Raw genomic sequence first — 14840 nt, forward strand, 5'->3', positions numbered from 1 at the left:
CGGACCCCGCCAAATTCCAGCCTGACGGCTGATCGCGAGCAAGCTTCGCTCCTACCAGTCGCTCAGGACGCCAGGCTCCTGCGAAACCTCGCCAGGGCAATGCCAAAGAACAGCAGGCCGATCACCGCCAGGGCCAGCAGGTCTGGCCAGACCACCCTGATGCCGGCATCGCGAAACAGGATCGCGGCGCTGAGGCTGACGAAGTGCGTCGACGGCGAGCCCTGCATCACCCATTGCAGCCACTGAGGCATGCTGTCCAACGGGGTGCTACCGCCCGACAGCAGCAACATCGGGATGATCACCGGAATCGCCAGCAAGCCGAATTGCGGGGTCGAACGCGCCAGCGTGGCGAGAAAGATCCCCAGCGCGGTGCTGGCGAACAGGTAAAGCGCGGTCACCGCGAGGAACAGCCCCAGCGAACCGGCCAGCGGCACGCCCAGCACGCCTTTGACGATCACCTCCAGCGACACCCAGGTGCAGAGCACCACCACCAGCATGTTGCTCCAGATCTTCGCCAGCATGATTTCCAGGGCGGTCAGCGGCAGCACCAGCAGATGGTCTAGGGTGCCGTGCTCGCGCTCGCGCAGCAGCGCCGTACCGGTCAGGATAATGGCAAGGATGGTGATGTTGTTGACGATCTGGATCACCGCCAGAAACCAGCCGCCCTGCAGATTGGTGTTGAACAGCGCGCGACTGGTCAGTTGGGCCGGCATCCGGCTTGCGGGGTCGGCCTGGCTGTAGTTCGACAGTTCACGCTGGAAAATCCGCCCGATATAACCGGCGCCCATGAAGGCCTGGCTCATGGCGGTGGCGTCGACATTCACTTGCACGCTGGGTTGGCGCCCGGCCAGCAGGTCGTTCTGGAAGTTGGCCGGCACATTGATGACGAAGGTGAACTGGCCGCTGTCCATGACCTGGTCCAGCTGGTCGTAGGGCAACGGCTCCGGGTTCTGGAATTCCGGGGGTTGCAGGGCCTCGGCCAGCTGGCGCGAGAGATGGCTGTGGTCTTCGTCCACCAGCGCGACGCTGGCGTTGTGCACGCCAATCACCGACCCGGCCGCGGGCATGTAGATGGCCACGGTGAAGGCGTACAGCAGGAACAGCAGCAACACGCTGTCATGTCGCAGGCTGGTGAGCTCCTTGAGGCCCAGGCGCAGGATGTGGTTGAACCGGTGCATCAAGCCTCCTGCTTTTTCAGCATCGCCAGGCTCAGCCCGGTGAACCCGAGGAAGAACCCGAACAGCGCCAGACACTGTGGCCACAGCTGGCGCAGGTCCAGGGCCTTGGTGAAGGTGCCGACGGCAATGTCGAGGAAGTAACCGGCGGGGAACAGTTGCCCCATCAGCGCCGCGGCGCCGTCCAGCGACGAGCGCGGCACGATCAGCCCGGAGAACTGGATGGTCGGCAGGCTGGTGATGATCATGGTGCCGAGGATCGCCGCGATCTGGGTGCGGGTGAAGGCGGAAATCAACAGGCCCAGGCTGGTGGTGGCCAACACATAAAGCAGGCCGCCGAAGGCCAGGGTCAGGCCGCTGCCCTTGAAGGGTACGCCGAACAGCCAGCGGTTCATGGCCACCAGCAATGCCAGGTTGATCAGGCTCAGGCCCAGGTAAGGCGCCTGTTTGCCCAGGAGAAACTCCAGGCGCTTGAGCGGCGTGGCGTAGAAGTTGGTGATCGAGCCCAGCTCCTTCTCGCGCACGATGCCCAGCGCCGTGAGCATCGCCGGGATGAACGCCAGGATCAGCGCCATCACCCCGGGGCCGATGGCATTCACGCTGACCACGTCCTGGTTGTAGCGAAAGCGCGTTTCCAGGCGGGCCGCGGGCGGTCGCCCCAGGGCCGGGCTGCTGTGTTCGGCGAGCAATTCGATATTGGCCTGATGCACCGCCTCGACATAGTTGCGACTGGTCTCGGCGCGAAACGGCATGCCGCCGTCGAGCCAGGCGGCCACCGCGGGCTGGCGCCCGGCGTACAGGTCGCGGCCGAAGCCGGGAGGAATCTCCAGGGCCAGCTTGATCTCCGAGCGTTGCAGGCGCCGGTGCAGCTCGGCGGCGTCACGGATCGGCTTCTGCTCCTTGAAGTAGCGGGAGCTGCGGAAGGCTTCCAGGTAGGCGCGGCTTTGCGGCGTCTGGTCCTGGTCGTAGACGGCGAAGGCGAGGTTTTCCACGTCCAGGGAAATGCCGTAGCCAAAGATCACCATCATGAACAGCGCCCCGAGCAAGGCGAAGCTCAGGCGCACCCGGTCGCGCATCAGCTCCTTGCCTTCGCGGGTGGCCACGGCGATCAGGCGCGACAGGCTGAAGCGCCGACCGTCACTGTGCATGGCGCTGGCGACCTCGGACTGTGGCGTGGCTGGGGGCGGTGGTTCCGACGTGCCCTGGGCGTCTTCCAGGCAGCGGACAAAAGCGGCTTCCAGGGTTTCGCCGGCGAACTGTTGCTGCAGGGCGGCCGGCGTATCGCAAGCCAGCACCTGGCCGGCGTGCATCAGCGAGATGCGGTCGCAGCGCTGGGCTTCGTTCATGAAGTGGGTGGACAGAAAGATCGTCACCCCCTGTTCCCGCGACAGCTCGATCAACAGGCGCCAGAAGTCATCGCGGGCCGCCGGGTCGACGCCCGAGGTCGGCTCGTCGAGGATCAACACTTCCGGACGGTGCAGCACCGCCACCGCCAGGGACAGGCGCTGGCGCAAGCCCAGGGGCAGGGCGCCGGAGGGTTGTTCGGCAATCTCCTGGAGGGCGAAACGGCGGATCAGCTCTTCGATCCGCGGGCCGCTCTCGGCCTTGTGCAGGTCGAACAGCCGGGCGTGCAGCACCAGATTCTGGCGCACGCTGAGTTCGCCGTACAGCGAAAAGCTCTGGGACATGAAGCCCACGCGCTTGCGGGTGGCCAGGTCCTTGGCGTCCACCGGGTTGCCCAGCAGTTTGGCGCTGCCCTCGGTGGCCGGCATCAGCCCGGTCAGGACCTTCATGGTGGTGGTCTTGCCGCAGCCGTTGGAACCGAGGAAGCCGAAAATCTCGCCCCGGCCAATGGCGAAGCTGACCTTGTTCACGGCGGTGAAATCGCCGAAACGCAAGGTCAGCTCATGGGCTTCGATGGCGATTTGCTGATCGCCTGCGGTTCTGGGCGGAATCACCAGCGGCTGGTTGTCATGCCCGCTGTCGCCCTGAAAGTGGGTGAAGGCGTCGTCGAGCTTGCCACTGGGCGTGACGATGGCCAGTTCCCGGCTCAAGCCCTGGGCAATCAGCCGGCCGCGGTCGAGCATCAGGCAGTGTTCGAACTGTTCGGCTTCCTCCATATAGGCGGTGGCCACCAGCAGCGTCAGTTGCGGGCGCTGGCGGCGAACCTCGTCCACCAGTTCCCAGAAGCGCCGCCGCGACAGCGGGTCGACACCGGTGGTGGGCTCGTCGAGGATCAGCAGGTCTGGCTCATGGATCAGCGCGCAGCACAGCCCGAGCTTCTGCTTCATCCCACCGGACAGCTTGCCCGCGGGTCGTTCGGCGAAGCGCAGCAGGTCGGTGGCCAGCAACAGGTTGTGCATGCGCTGTTCGCATTGGCTTTTCGACAGGCCGAACAGGGTGGCGAAGAAGCGGATGTTTTCCTGGATCGACAGCTCGGGATACAGGTTGCCGCCCAGGCCCTGGGGCATGAAGGCGATCCGTGCGTACAGGCTGTTGCGATGGCGACGTTGCTCGATGGAGCCGCCGAGCACTTGCAGTTGGCCCTGCTGCAGCTTCTTCACCCCGGCGATCAAGCCCAGCAGGCTCGACTTGCCGGCGCCATCCGGGCCGATCAGCCCACAGCGGGTGCCGGCGGGCAGGCTGAAGGTGAGGTCGGCCAGGGCCTGTTGCGAGCCATAACGGTGATTTATGCCGGTGGCCTGCAGCGCCAGCTCGTTCATTGCAGGTTGGCCGGCCAGTCCACGGTCGCGGTGCGCACGTAGCCGGCGCCGGGCATGCCCGGCTTGGCCTGCGGAACGGCGCTGGGTTCGGTCAGCCGCAGCTTGACGCGGAACACCAGTTTTTGGCGCTCATCGCGGGTTTCCACTTCCTTGGGGGTGAACTGGGACTTGGCCGCGACAAAGCTGATTTTCGCCGGCAGCGGTTGATCGGGCAGGGCGTCGAGCAGGATCCGCGCCTCGCTGCCGACGGCCAGGCGGCCGGTCACCGAAGCGGACAGGTAGAGGTTCATGTACTGGTCGCTCGGGTCGATCAGCAGCAACACCCGGCCGCCGGCGCCCAGCACCTCGCCCGGTTCGGCCAGGCGCAGCTGGATGATGCCGTCGATGGGCGCGCGCAGGCTGCTGTCGTCGATCTCGCTGGTCAGCTGGGCGACCAGCGCCTTGGCCGAGCCAATGGCGGCGCGCACCGCGGCGACCTGGGCCTGGGCTGCCTGGACGGCGGCGTTGCCAGTGTTCAGGCGCGCCTGCTGCTGGTCGATGATCTGCTGGCTGGCGAAACCACGCTTGAACAGTTCCCGGGAGCGCTTGAGTTCCTGGTTGGCCAGCAGCAGTTCGCTCTGGCGCAGCTGCACGTTGGCTTCGGCCGCCGCGAGGTTTTCCCGGGTGCGCACCACATCGGCCTCGGCCTGGGCGCGCTGGGCTTCCAGGGTGCGGGTGTCCATGCGGGCCAGCAGCTGGTCCTTGGATACTTTGTCGCCTTCGTCGACCAGCACTTCGGCCAGGCGTCCGGGCGTCTTGCTGGCGATCTGCACTTCGGTGGCTTCAAGCCGGCCGTTGCCCATGCTCAGGCCTTCGGGCAGGCGGTCCAGGGTGGATTTCCAATAACCAAAACCGCCCGCGATCAGCAGCAATGCCAGCAAGGCGAAGGCAAAAAGACGGGAGGAGCGGTGATTCGTCGGCATTGGGTGTATCCCTGCGGCTATAGCATTCTAGTCTGGCGGCTCAAGCCGTTAGGCGACTTGATGTCCGTCAAATGAACGGGCAAGCCTAGTACGTTGTGCGCGGGATGCCTGCCTGAGTAGCGCTGGCGGCCTGTTCAGCGCAACGCGAGTACTGCCGCCCACTGTTCGGCGGTCACCGGCATCACGGACAGCCGGCTGCCTTTCTGCACCAGGGGCAGCTCGGCGAGGGCGCTTTGCTGCTTCAGATAATCCAGGCGCAGCACCTTGGGGAAGGTTTCGACATGGGCGACGTCGACGGCGCTCCAGGCGTTTTTCTCGGCGCTGGCCTTGGGATCGAAGTGTGGGTTTTCCGGTTCCAGGGCGGTCGGATCCGGGTAGGCGGCCTCGATGATCTGGCCGATCCCGGCAATGCCCGGCTCGGGGCAGCTGGAGTGATAAAAGAAGAACTGGTCACCCAGCGCCATGTTGCGCAGGAAGTTTCGCGCCTGGTAGTTGCGCACGCCGTCCCAGCGCGCCTGTTTCTTGAGTGCCAGGCCCTCGATCGAGAGTTCTTCCGGTTCGGATTTCATCAGCCAATAGGCCATTTTCTTTGCTCTCCAGAGGGACGTGGGCAAGTTGTCGGGCAATTTTATGACAAACCGACAGTCGGTTGACGTCAGCATTTGCGTGTCGGTTCACGTTATCGCAGAATGCCGGGATTTTAAGCTTGACGCTGCTGCACGGCCTGTTATGGAAACCGTTGCTGTCATCGTGTGTGATTTGCCTGAGGGGGGCAATCGATGCAACGCAAACCGGATTTACTATGGATTTTGGTTATTTTGTTCGGTTTGGGCGTGGTGACAACCGGTTATGCGCAGAGCTTGTGGGCCAACAAGACCGACGCTCCGGTCGAACTCGCGCAACAGCAGCAGCCTTACAAACGTTGATCCCTTCCAGGGCGCCGCTCTCTTGTGGTGGCGCCTATTTCGCGAAATACCATTTCTTGTCCGTCACCGTTCCTTGCAGCGGTACATCCCAGCTCGCCTGATCCAGTTTCGCGACTTTCTGACATTCATGGGCCAACCCCAGCAGCGTCGGCTTGCGCCAGCTTTTGCGCCGTGCCAGATAGGCCAGGCTGCGATCATAGAAACCACCGCCCATTCCCAGGCGTCCACCCGCCTCATCGAAGCCGACCAGCGGCAACAGCACCAGGTCCAGCGCCCAGACCTTGCGTTGCCGGGCCAGGCTTCTCCGTGGCTCGGGAATGCGGAAGCGGTTGGGGCGCAGTTTTTCCCCGGGGCGAACGCGCTGAAACACCATCTTGGTCTGGGGCCAGGCGCTGAGCACCGGCAGATAGGTCGCCTTGCCCCGGCGTTGCGCGGCCAGCAGCAGCGGGCGCGGATCGATTTCACCGTCCATGGGCAGGTAAAGGGAGATGTGCCTGGCGCGGCGGAACAGCGGATGCTGCGCCAGTTGCCGATACAGCCCACGAGAGGCCTGGCGTTGTTCGCTGGCGGTGAGGGCGCGGCGGGCTTTGCGCAGTATGCGTCGAAGTTGCGGGCGGGAAAGCGGCGCCGGTTCGGTCATGGTCGCTCGGGTCCGGGTGGGGTACGGCAGGACAGCGTATCAAATAACCCTGAACTGAAAAAAAACGGAGCCGAAAAAAACAATGCCAGCTATTTGCATAGCTGGCATTGGTATTGAATTCAGGCTCCCCGGATGAACCGCTGTCGACTTAGCCCTTGAACCCGAAAGTTCAAGGCGGAAGATGCAGTAGGCGTTAAGGCTTTCCGTCTAGCGGACATGCACACCGGCCCAACGTGCAACTTCCAGGGTAGTGCGAATCGGCTCAGGGACATCGCCAACTGGCAAGCACCCCAGGGAGTGGTGGGGATTATACCGCAACCACCCTCAGGAATCAGCCTTGGTTGTATCGGTGTCGGTGGCAAGCACCAGATCCACGCGCTCGAGCAGATCGCGCACCTGTTCGCGGGTCGAACCGCTGGCTTGCACGTCAGGGCGGTCCTGCTTGTGCAGCAGATCGTGGGTAATGTTGAGGGCGGCCATCACGGCGATACGATCGGCGCCAATGACTTTGCCGCTGCTGCGGATCTCACGCATCTTGCCATCCAGGTACCGGGCGGCGCTCACCAGATTGCTACGTTCTTCCTGGGGGCAGATGATCGAATACTCTTTGTCGAGGATCTGCACGGTAACGCTATTGCTTGAACTCATGAGTCTTGCTCCAGGGCCTTGAGGCGCGAAATCATCGATTCGACCTTACGCCGGGCGATTTCGTTTTTTTCAATGAGGTGCGCGCGTTCCTCGCGCCAAGTCTTTTCCTGAGCTAATAAGAGTGCGTTTTGACTCTTTAGTTGCTCGACCCGGCCAATTAGCAGTTCGAGTCTAGCCATCAGCGCTTGCAGATCGGTGTCTTCCATTGGATCCCACTGGATTTGTCTGATGAGTGGCAACTGCCCGGGCAAACGAGTTGACGGCCTCGATGGTCTTGGCGCGTCTGCCGATGCTAGGATACAAGGCCTCCATTCTAGACATTGCGCCGCTTGGCGCCTAGCTACCCATGCCCATTCAGAATTCCCCGTACAACGCTTTCGCCACCCTGCTCAGCAGCAGCGGTCACCCTGTCTCGCCTGCCGAATTGCATGGCCTGTTGCTGGGTCGCAGCTGCGCCGGCGCCGGCTTCGAGGTCGACGGCTGGCTGATCGACGCCGCCGAACTGCTCGAAGGCGAGCCGCAGGACAATGTTCGCAACGCCTTGATCGGCCTGCAGGAAATGGTCAAGGGCGAGCTGACCAGCGACGACATGACCGTCGTTCTGCTGCTGCCCACCGACGACGCTCCGCTGGCCGAGCGCGCCGCGGCCCTGGGTCAATGGTGCCAGGGTTTCCTCACCGGCTTTGGCCTGAACTCCCGTGACAGCAGCGCCCTGAGCGCCGAGGCCACGGAAGTGTTGCAGGACCTTGCGGCGATCGCCCAGGTCCAGGACGCACTGGAAGAGTCCGACGACGGCGAAAGCGACTACATGGAAGTGATGGAATACCTGCGGGTCGCCCCGCTGCTGCTGTTTACCGAGACCAACAAGACGGTTGAACCGGCCGCCAAGCCTTCTCTGCACTGATCGTTCGATAGGGAAATCCGTCTGCCCATGATCCATATCCCGAAATCGGAATACACCCGCCGCCGCAAGGCGCTCATGGCGCAGATGGAACCCAACAGCATCGCGATCCTGCCGGCTGCCGCGGTGGCGATCCGCAACCGCGACGTCGAGCATGTCTACCGCCAGGACAGCGATTTCCAGTACCTCAGCGGTTTCCCCGAACCCCAGGCGGTGATCGTGCTGATGCCCGGTCGCGAGCATGGCGAGTACATCCTGTTCTGCCGCGAGCGCAATGCCGAGCGTGAACTCTGGGACGGCCTGCGGGCTGGCCAGGAAGGCGCGATTCGCGATTACGGCGCCGACGATGCCTTTCCCATCACCGATATCGACGACATCCTGCCGGGCCTTATCGAAGGCCGCGACCGGGTGTATTCGGCCATGGGCAGCAACCCCGAGTTCGATCGCCACCTGATGGAATGGATCAATGTGATCCGCTCCAAGGCGCACCTGGGCGCCCAGCCGCCGAACGAATTCGTTGCCCTGGATCATCTGCTGCACGACATGCGCCTGTATAAATCGGCGGCGGAAGTGAAGGTGATGCGCGAGGCCGCGCGGATTTCCGCCCAGGCCCATATTCGGGCCATGCAGGCCAGCCGCGCCGGCTTGTACGAGTTCAGCCTGGAAGCCGAGCTGGACTACGAGTTCCGCCGGGGCGGGGCGAAGATGCCGGCCTACGGCTCGATCGTCGCCGCCGGGCGCAACAGCTGCATCCTGCATTACCAGCAGAACGACGCGTTGCTCAAGGACGGCGATCTGGTGCTGATCGACGCCGGTTGCGAGATCGATTGTTATGCCAGCGATATCACCCGCACCTGGCCGGTGAACGGCAAGTTTTCCGCCGAGCAGAAGGCGATCTACGAGCTGGTGCTGGCCTCCCAGGAAGCCGCCTTTGCCGAGATCGCGCCGAACAAGCACTGGAACCAGGCTCACGAGGCGACCGTCAAGGTGATCACCGCCGGGCTGGTCAAGCTGGGGCTGCTCGAAGGCGAGGTGGACGAGTTGATCGCCAGCGAAGCCTACAAGGCGTTTTACATGCACCGCGCCGGCCACTGGCTGGGCATGGATGTGCATGATGTCGGCGAGTACAAGGTCGGCGGCGAATGGCGGGTGCTGGAAGTCGGCATGGCCCTGACGGTCGAGCCGGGTATCTACATCGCGCCGGACAATCAGAACGTGGCGAAGAAATGGCGCGGCATTGGCGTGCGCATCGAGGATGACGTGGTGGTAACCAAGCAAGGCTGTGAAATTCTCACCGGTGGCGTGCCAAAGACCGTGGCCGAGATCGAGGCCCTGATGGCCGCCGCACGGAGCCATGCAGCATGAACCGGGTCAATCTGGCGATCATCGGCGGTGGCCTGGTCGGTGCCAGCCTGGCCCTGGCCTTGCAGGCCGGCGCCAAGGAGCGCGGCTGGAAAATCGTGCTGATCGAGCCGTTCGCTCCGGGCGATACCTATCAGCCCAGCTACGACGCGCGTTCTTCGGCGCTGTCGTTCGGCGCGCGGCAGATCTATCAACGGCTGGGTGTGTGGCAGGAAATCTCCCGTCGCGCCGAGCCGATCAAACAGATCCATGTCTCCGACCGTGGGCGGTTTTCCACCGCGCGGCTGTCGGCCATGGAGGAGGGCGTTCCCGCCCTGGGTTATGTGGTGGAAAACGCCTGGCTCGGCCAATGCCTCTGGCAGGGGCTGGACAAGGACGTGGTGAGCTGGCGCTGCCCGGCCGAAGTCACGCGCATGGAGCCGCTGGAAGACGGCTATCGCCTGACCCTCAACGATGAAACCAGCCTGGATTGCGAGCTGGCGGTGCTGGCCGACGGCGGTCGCTCCGGGCTGCGCGAGCAACTGGGTATCGGGGTGAAAAAGCGCCCCTACAACCAGAGCGCGCTGATCGCCAATATCACCCCGAGCGAAGCCCATAACGGCATGGCCTTCGAGCGCTTCACCGACGACGGCCCGATGGCCCTGCTGCCGCTGCCGGAGAACCGCTGCGCGCTGGTCTGGACCCGTCTGGGCATGGACGCGCAGCGCCTGGCCGCGCTGGATGAACGCAGCTTCCTCAGCGAATTGCAGGGGGTATTCGGTTATCGCCTGGGCACCCTGAAACAGGTCGGCGCGCGGCATCTTTATCCGCTGTCGCTGGTGGAGGCCGAGGAGCAGGTGCGTCCTCATCTGGTGGTGCTGGGCAACGCTGCCCACAGCCTGCATCCGATTGCCGGGCAGGGTTTCAACCTGTCGTTGCGCGACGCCCAGGCGCTGGCCGATGCCTTGCTGGTCAGCCCGACGCCGCCGGGCGATTTCAGCATCTTGCAGGCCTACCGCGAGCGGCAGCGTCTGGACCAGGACCTGACCGTGGGCTTCTCCGACCAGGTCACCCGCTTGTTCGGCAGCAAGCTGCCGCTGGTGTCCCTGGGGCGCAATATCGGGCTGCTGGGCCTGGACCTGCTGCCGCCGGCCAAGCGCTGGTTCGCCCGGCAAGCCATGGGCCTGGGTACCCGTCCCGATGCGTGAGTGGCTGAGCCCGCGACCGGGCATGGAAATCCAGCACAGTGTCGGCAGCCAGGCAGCGCGGCTCGACAAAACCCTTTACGTGCGGCTCAAGCCGCAAGCGAGACAGGCTTAAAGCATGGAAATGCGTGCAGATCTGCTGATTGTCGGGGCCGGAATGGTCGGGAGCGCCCTGGCGCTGGCGTTGCAGGACAGCGGCCTGGAAGTGCTGCTGCTCGATGGCAGCCCGCTGAAGGTCAAGCCCTTCGACAGCGAAGCGCCGTTCGAGCCGCGGGTGAGCGCGTTGTCGGCGGCCAGCCAGCGGATTCTCGAGCGCCTGGGTGTCTGGGAAGGGGTAACCCGGCGGCGCAGCAGCCCGTATGCCGAGATGCAGGTCTGGGATGGCAGCGGCACCGGGCAGATTCACTTCTCGGCCGCCAGCGTGCATGCCGAGGCGCTGGGCCACATCGTTGAAAACCGGGTGGTCCAGGACGCGCTCCTGGAGCGCCTGCACAACTGCGACATCGGCCTGCTGGCCAATGCCCGCCTGGAGCAGATGCGCCGTTCCGGCGACGACTGGCTGCTGACCCTGGCCGATGGCCGCAGCCTGCGCGCGCCGCTGGTGATTGCCGCCGACGGCGCCAACTCGGCGGTGCGGCGCCTGACCGGCTGCGCCACCCGCGAATGGGATTACCTGCATCACGCCATCGTGACCAGCGTGTGCTGCGCCGAGCCACACCAGAGGACCGCCTGGCAGCGTTTCACCGACAACGGCCCGCTGGCCTTCCTGCCGCTGGAGCGCGACGGTCAGCATGACTGGTGCTCGATTGTCTGGTCGACCACGCCCAGCGAGGCCGAACGCCTGATGGCGCTGGACGACAGCGATTTCTGCCGAGAACTGGAGCGCGCCTTCGAAGGCCGCCTGGGCGCGGTGTTGAGCGCCGATCCGAGGCTCTGTGTGCCGTTGCGCCAGCGTCATGCCAAGCGTTACGTGGCGGAAGGCCTGGCGCTGATCGGCGACGCGGCTCATACCATCCATCCGCTGGCCGGGCAGGGGGTCAACCTGGGCTTCCTCGATGCCGCGGTGCTGGCCGAGGTGCTGCTGCAGGCGGCCAGCCGCGGCGAACGCCTGGCCGACACCAAGGTGCTCAGCCGTTACGAGCGGCGGCGCATGCCGCACAACCTGGCGCTGATGGCGGCGATGGAGGGCTTCGAGCGGCTGTTCCAGGCCGATCCGCTGCCGTTGCGCTGGTTGCGTAACACCGGGCTGAAAATGGTCGACCAGATGCCCGAGGCCAAGGCGCTGTTCGTGCGCCAGGCACTGGGCCTCACCGGGGATCTGCCGGAACTGGCCAAGGCCTGATCCCAATGGCCTCATCGCGAGCAAGCTCGCTCCTACAGTATCGGCGCTCCCCCTGTAGGAGCGAGCTTGCTCGCGATCGGATCGCCCGGCCAATGTTCCCTCGACGGGTTATGCAACATCTCGTAACGCCTCGGCCGCCGGTTCAGTTTGAGAAGCTAAATAGTAGTCCTTATCATTTACTCCCCTTTGATTTCGAGAGACCGCTCCCATGTTGGCACCGAAGCGTCTACTGACCGCCCTGGCCCTCACCCTCATTGGCGGTACTGTCCAGGCAGCCGACGAAGTGGTGGTCTACTCCTCGCGTATCGACGAGCTGATCAAGCCGGTCTTCGATCTCTACACCCAGAAAACCGGGGTCCAGGTGAAGTTCATCACCGACAAGGAAGCGCCGCTGATGCAGCGGATCAAGGCCGAGGGCGAGAACGCGACCGCCGACCTGCTGCTCACCGTCGATGCCGGCAACCTGTGGCAAGCCGAGCAGATGGGCATCCTGCAGCCGTTCACCTCCAAGGTGATCGACGCCAACATCCCCCTGCAATACCGCGCCGCCTCGCACGCCTGGACCGGCCTGAGCCTGCGGGCGCGGACCATCGCCTACTCCACCGCGCGGGTGAAACCGTCCAAACTGACCACCTACGAAGCCCTGGCTGACAAGCAGTGGGAAGGCCGCCTGTGCCTGCGCACGGCGAAGAAGGTCTACAACCAGTCGCTGACCGCGACCCTGATCGAAACCCATGGCGCGGCGAAAACCGAAGAAATCGTCAAGGGCTGGGTCAACAACCTGTCCACCGACGTGTTCTCCGACGATGTCGCGGTGCTCGAGGCGATCAACGCCGGCCAGTGCGACGTGGGCATCGTCAACACCTACTACTACGGCCGCCTGCACAAGCAGAAGCCGGATCTGCCGGTCAAACTGTTCTGGCCGAACCAGGGCGATCGCGGCGTGCACGTCAACCTGTCGGGCATCGGCCTGACCAAGCACGCTCCGCATCCGGCAGCCGCCAAGGCCCTGGTGGAGTGGATGACTACCGAGGAAGCGCAGAAGATCTTCGCCGACGTGAACCAGGAGTTCCCGGCCAACCCGAGCGTGCCGCCGTCCGCTGAAGTGGCCGCCTGGGGCAAGTTCGTGGCTGACACCCTGCCGGTGGAAGTCGCCGGCAAGCGTCAGGCCGAGGCCATTCGCCTGATGGACCGTGCTGGCTGGAACTGATCCGCTGGTTATACTGCGCCCCGCCTTTGCGGGGCGTTTTGTTTAGCCGGTTCGCCATTGCCTTTTATTGATCCATCCCGCTCGAGAGTCTTTCGTGGCCCATCCCGCCCAACGTCGCTGGTACCCGCTGGTTTTTGCCGTCGCCGCCCTGGTGCTGCTGCCGCTGAGCGTGCTGCTGCTGTCGTGGCAGGTGGTCGACCAGCAGATCTGGTCGCACCTGTGGGAGACCCAGATGCCGCGCCTGTTGGGCAACACCCTGACCCTGGTGCTGGGCGTCGGTGTGGGCGTGACGCTGCTGGGGGTGAGCCTGGCCTGGCTGACCAGCCTCTGCGAGTTTCCCGGAAGGCGCTGGCTGGACTGGGCGCTGATGCTGCCCTTTGCGATTCCGGCCTACGTGCTGGCCTTTGTCTTCGTCGGCCTGCTGGACTTTTCCGGCCCGGTGCAGACCCTGTTGCGCGAATGGTTCGGCACGGGCCTGCGCCTGCCGCGGGTGCGTTCCACCGGCGGGGTGATCCTGGTCCTGGTGCTGGTGTTCTATCCCTATGTGTATCTGCTGGCGCGCACCGCGTTCCTGGCCCAGGGCAAAGGCCTGATGGAGGCCGCGCGGGTGCTGGGGCAGACGCCCTGGCAAGCGTTCTGGCGCGTGGCCCTGCCCATGGCGCGGCCAGCCATCGGCGCCGGTGTGGCCCTGGCGCTGATGGAAACCCTGGCGGACTTCGGCGCGGTGGCGGTGTTCAACTTCGACACCTTCACCACCGCCATCTACAAGACCTGGTACGGCTTCTTCAGCCTGTCCAGCGCCGCGCAGCTGGCCAGCCTGTTGCTGCTGGCGGTGATGCTGGTGCTGTACGGCGAGCGTCGCGCCCGCGGCGCCAGTCGCTCCGGCAACGAGCGGCCACGGGGCAAGGCGCTGTACCACCTGCATGGCATCAAGGCCCTGGTGGCCACAAGCTGGTGCGCGCTGGTGTTCGCCTGTGCCTTCGTCATCCCGGTGCTGCAACTGCTGGTGTGGTTCTGGCAGCGTGGCCGCTTCGATCTCGACGAGCGTTATGCCGGGCTGATCCTGCACACCCTGTACCTGGGCGCCATGGCGGCCCTGATCACGGTCAGCGTGGCCCTGCTGCTGGCGTTCGCCCGACGGTTGGCACCGACCCGGGCGATCCGTTCCGGCGTCAGCCTGGCCAACCTGGGTTACGCCTTGCCGGGTTCGGTGCTGGCGGTGTCGATCATGCTGGCTTTCAGTTATCTGGACCGCGAGCTGGTGATCCCGCTGTCGGGCTGGCTCGGCGGGGCGGGCAAACCCTTGCTGCTGGGCAGTCTGGCGGCGTTGCTGCTGGCCTATCTGGTGCGGTTTATCGCGGTGGCCTACGGGCCGCTGGAAAGCAGCCTGGCGCGGATCCGCCCGTCGTTGCCGGAAGCGGCGCGCAGCCTGGGGGTCAGCGGACCACGACTGTTTTTCAAAGTGTATCTGCCGCTTTTGCTGCCCGGCACCCTGAGCGCGGCGTTGCTGGTGTTCGTCGATGTGCTCAAGGAAATGCCCGCCACCCTGCTGATGCGCCCGTTCGGCTGGGACACGCTGGCGGTGCGGATCTTCGAGATGACCAGCGAGGGCGAATGGGCGCGTGCCGCGTTGCCGGCCCTGACCCTGGTCCTGGTGGGATTGCTGCCGGTAATCGGACTGATCCGACGCTCCGCTCATCGAATCGGTTAGGTGCCAGTGTCACACCTTGCGGCTACAATGCGCGGCATTCGGTGCGGTCGATCTTT

The 14840-nt window shown here is 64.6% G+C and carries 14 protein-coding genes and 1 other RNA gene; 7 read left to right on the forward strand and 8 right to left on the reverse strand.

What is annotated here, in order from left to right; translation table 11 throughout:
- Positions 1-62: 62 nt before the first annotated feature.
- From J4D28_RS12515 to J4D28_RS12530, 4 genes are all read right to left on the reverse strand, one after another.
- A complete protein-coding gene (locus J4D28_RS12515) occupies positions 63-1178 on the reverse strand; it encodes an ABC transporter permease (RefSeq protein ID WP_028683684.1) in 1116 nt (371 codons plus the stop codon).
- Entirely contained in the window at positions 1178-3898 is a 2721-nt protein-coding gene (rbbA, locus tag J4D28_RS12520; protein ID WP_103330868.1) for a ribosome-associated ATPase/putative transporter RbbA, read from the reverse strand. The genes J4D28_RS12515 and rbbA overlap by 1 nt, the downstream gene beginning before the upstream one ends.
- A complete protein-coding gene (locus J4D28_RS12525) occupies positions 3895-4860 on the reverse strand; it encodes an HlyD family secretion protein (RefSeq protein WP_009051409.1) in 966 nt (321 codons plus the stop codon). Before J4D28_RS12525 ends, rbbA begins: the two co-directional genes overlap by 4 nt.
- 134 nt (positions 4861-4994) lie before the next feature.
- Positions 4995-5444: an EVE domain-containing protein gene (locus J4D28_RS12530; RefSeq protein ID WP_009051408.1), complete on the reverse strand. Its 450-nt coding sequence runs from the start codon at positions 5442-5444 to the stop codon at positions 4995-4997.
- A 195-nt stretch (positions 5445-5639) separates the two neighbouring features.
- Between J4D28_RS12530 and J4D28_RS12535 the strand changes: the two genes are divergently transcribed.
- Positions 5640-5786 carry a hypothetical protein gene (locus tag J4D28_RS12535; RefSeq protein WP_007926740.1) on the forward strand — a complete coding sequence of 49 codons (147 nt, stop codon included), beginning with the start codon at positions 5640-5642 and terminating at the stop codon, positions 5784-5786.
- Positions 5787-5820: 34 nt separating this feature from the next.
- On the opposite strand, the gene J4D28_RS12540 is transcribed toward J4D28_RS12535, so the two are convergent.
- The 4 genes from J4D28_RS12540 to J4D28_RS12555 all read right to left on the reverse strand — a co-directional run bounded on the left by J4D28_RS12540 (position 5821) and on the right by J4D28_RS12555 (position 7280).
- On the reverse strand, positions 5821-6426 hold the full coding sequence (locus J4D28_RS12540) for a 5-formyltetrahydrofolate cyclo-ligase (RefSeq protein WP_009051407.1): 606 nt from the start codon (positions 6424-6426) through the stop codon (positions 5821-5823).
- A 121-nt stretch (positions 6427-6547) separates the two neighbouring features.
- A non-coding RNA gene (gene ssrS, locus J4D28_RS12545) (6S RNA) lies at positions 6548-6726 on the reverse strand.
- A gap of 24 nt (positions 6727-6750) precedes the next feature.
- Entirely contained in the window at positions 6751-7074 is a 324-nt protein-coding gene (locus J4D28_RS12550; protein ID WP_007926742.1) for a cell division protein ZapA, read from the reverse strand.
- Positions 7071-7280: a TIGR02449 family protein gene (locus tag J4D28_RS12555; RefSeq protein WP_007911197.1), complete on the reverse strand. Its 210-nt coding sequence runs from the start codon at positions 7278-7280 to the stop codon at positions 7071-7073. The genes J4D28_RS12550 and J4D28_RS12555 overlap by 4 nt, the downstream gene beginning before the upstream one ends.
- A 140-nt stretch (positions 7281-7420) precedes the next feature.
- On the opposite strand from J4D28_RS12555, the gene J4D28_RS12560 reads away from it, so the two are divergent.
- The 6 genes from J4D28_RS12560 (at position 7421) to J4D28_RS12585 (ending at position 14784) form a co-directional block, all read left to right on the forward strand.
- On the forward strand, positions 7421-7978 hold the full coding sequence (locus J4D28_RS12560) for a YecA family protein (protein ID WP_009051406.1): 558 nt from the start codon (positions 7421-7423) through the stop codon (positions 7976-7978).
- Positions 7979-8005: 27 nt separating this feature from the next.
- The gene (pepP, locus tag J4D28_RS12565) at positions 8006-9340 is read left to right on the forward strand and encodes a Xaa-Pro aminopeptidase (RefSeq protein ID WP_009051405.1); all 1335 of its coding nucleotides are present in this window, start codon (positions 8006-8008) and stop codon (positions 9338-9340) included.
- Entirely contained in the window at positions 9337-10524 is a 1188-nt protein-coding gene (gene ubiH, locus J4D28_RS12570) for a 2-octaprenyl-6-methoxyphenyl hydroxylase (RefSeq protein WP_009051404.1), read from the forward strand. The genes pepP and ubiH overlap by 4 nt, the downstream gene beginning before the upstream one ends.
- Before the next feature lie 121 nt (positions 10525-10645).
- The gene (locus J4D28_RS12575; protein WP_164485218.1) at positions 10646-11863 is read left to right on the forward strand and encodes a 2-octaprenyl-3-methyl-6-methoxy-1,4-benzoquinol hydroxylase; all 1218 of its coding nucleotides are present in this window, start codon (positions 10646-10648) and stop codon (positions 11861-11863) included.
- A gap of 208 nt (positions 11864-12071) precedes the next feature.
- Positions 12072-13073 (forward strand): extracellular solute-binding protein, encoded by a 1002-nt coding sequence (locus J4D28_RS12580; RefSeq protein ID WP_009051401.1) that lies wholly within the window; start codon positions 12072-12074, stop codon positions 13071-13073.
- A gap of 94 nt (positions 13074-13167) precedes the next feature.
- The gene (locus tag J4D28_RS12585) at positions 13168-14784 is read left to right on the forward strand and encodes an iron ABC transporter permease (RefSeq protein WP_009051400.1); all 1617 of its coding nucleotides are present in this window, start codon (positions 13168-13170) and stop codon (positions 14782-14784) included.
- Positions 14785-14840 lie beyond the last annotated feature (56 nt).

This window comes from Pseudomonas sp. GW531-T4, assembly GCF_017349615.1.
In the GTDB taxonomy this organism is placed as follows: domain Bacteria; phylum Pseudomonadota; class Gammaproteobacteria; order Pseudomonadales; family Pseudomonadaceae; genus Aquipseudomonas; species Aquipseudomonas chlororaphis_I.

Coding starts and splice junctions, on each gene's coding strand:
- pepP (WP_009051405.1), top strand. CDS start 8,006: ATGATCCATATCCCGAAATCGGAATACACCCGCCGCCGCAAGGCGCTC.
- J4D28_RS12540 (WP_009051407.1), bottom strand. CDS start 6,426: ATGACCGAACCGGCGCCGCTTTCCCGCCCGCAACTTCGACGCATACTG.
- J4D28_RS12515 (WP_028683684.1), bottom strand. CDS start 1,178: ATGCACCGGTTCAACCACATCCTGCGCCTGGGCCTCAAGGAGCTCACC.
- rbbA (WP_103330868.1), bottom strand. CDS start 3,898: ATGAACGAGCTGGCGCTGCAGGCCACCGGCATAAATCACCGTTATGGC.
- J4D28_RS12550 (WP_007926742.1), bottom strand. CDS start 7,074: ATGAGTTCAAGCAATAGCGTTACCGTGCAGATCCTCGACAAAGAGTAT.
- J4D28_RS12530 (WP_009051408.1), bottom strand. CDS start 5,444: ATGGCCTATTGGCTGATGAAATCCGAACCGGAAGAACTCTCGATCGAG.
- J4D28_RS12535 (WP_007926740.1), top strand. CDS start 5,640: ATGCAACGCAAACCGGATTTACTATGGATTTTGGTTATTTTGTTCGGT.
- J4D28_RS12525 (WP_009051409.1), bottom strand. CDS start 4,860: ATGCCGACGAATCACCGCTCCTCCCGTCTTTTTGCCTTCGCCTTGCTG.
- J4D28_RS12580 (WP_009051401.1), top strand. CDS start 12,072: ATGTTGGCACCGAAGCGTCTACTGACCGCCCTGGCCCTCACCCTCATT.
- ubiH (WP_009051404.1), top strand. CDS start 9,337: ATGAACCGGGTCAATCTGGCGATCATCGGCGGTGGCCTGGTCGGTGCC.
- J4D28_RS12555 (WP_007911197.1), bottom strand. CDS start 7,280: ATGGAAGACACCGATCTGCAAGCGCTGATGGCTAGACTCGAACTGCTA.
- J4D28_RS12560 (WP_009051406.1), top strand. CDS start 7,421: ATGCCCATTCAGAATTCCCCGTACAACGCTTTCGCCACCCTGCTCAGC.
- J4D28_RS12575 (WP_164485218.1), top strand. CDS start 10,646: ATGCGTGCAGATCTGCTGATTGTCGGGGCCGGAATGGTCGGGAGCGCC.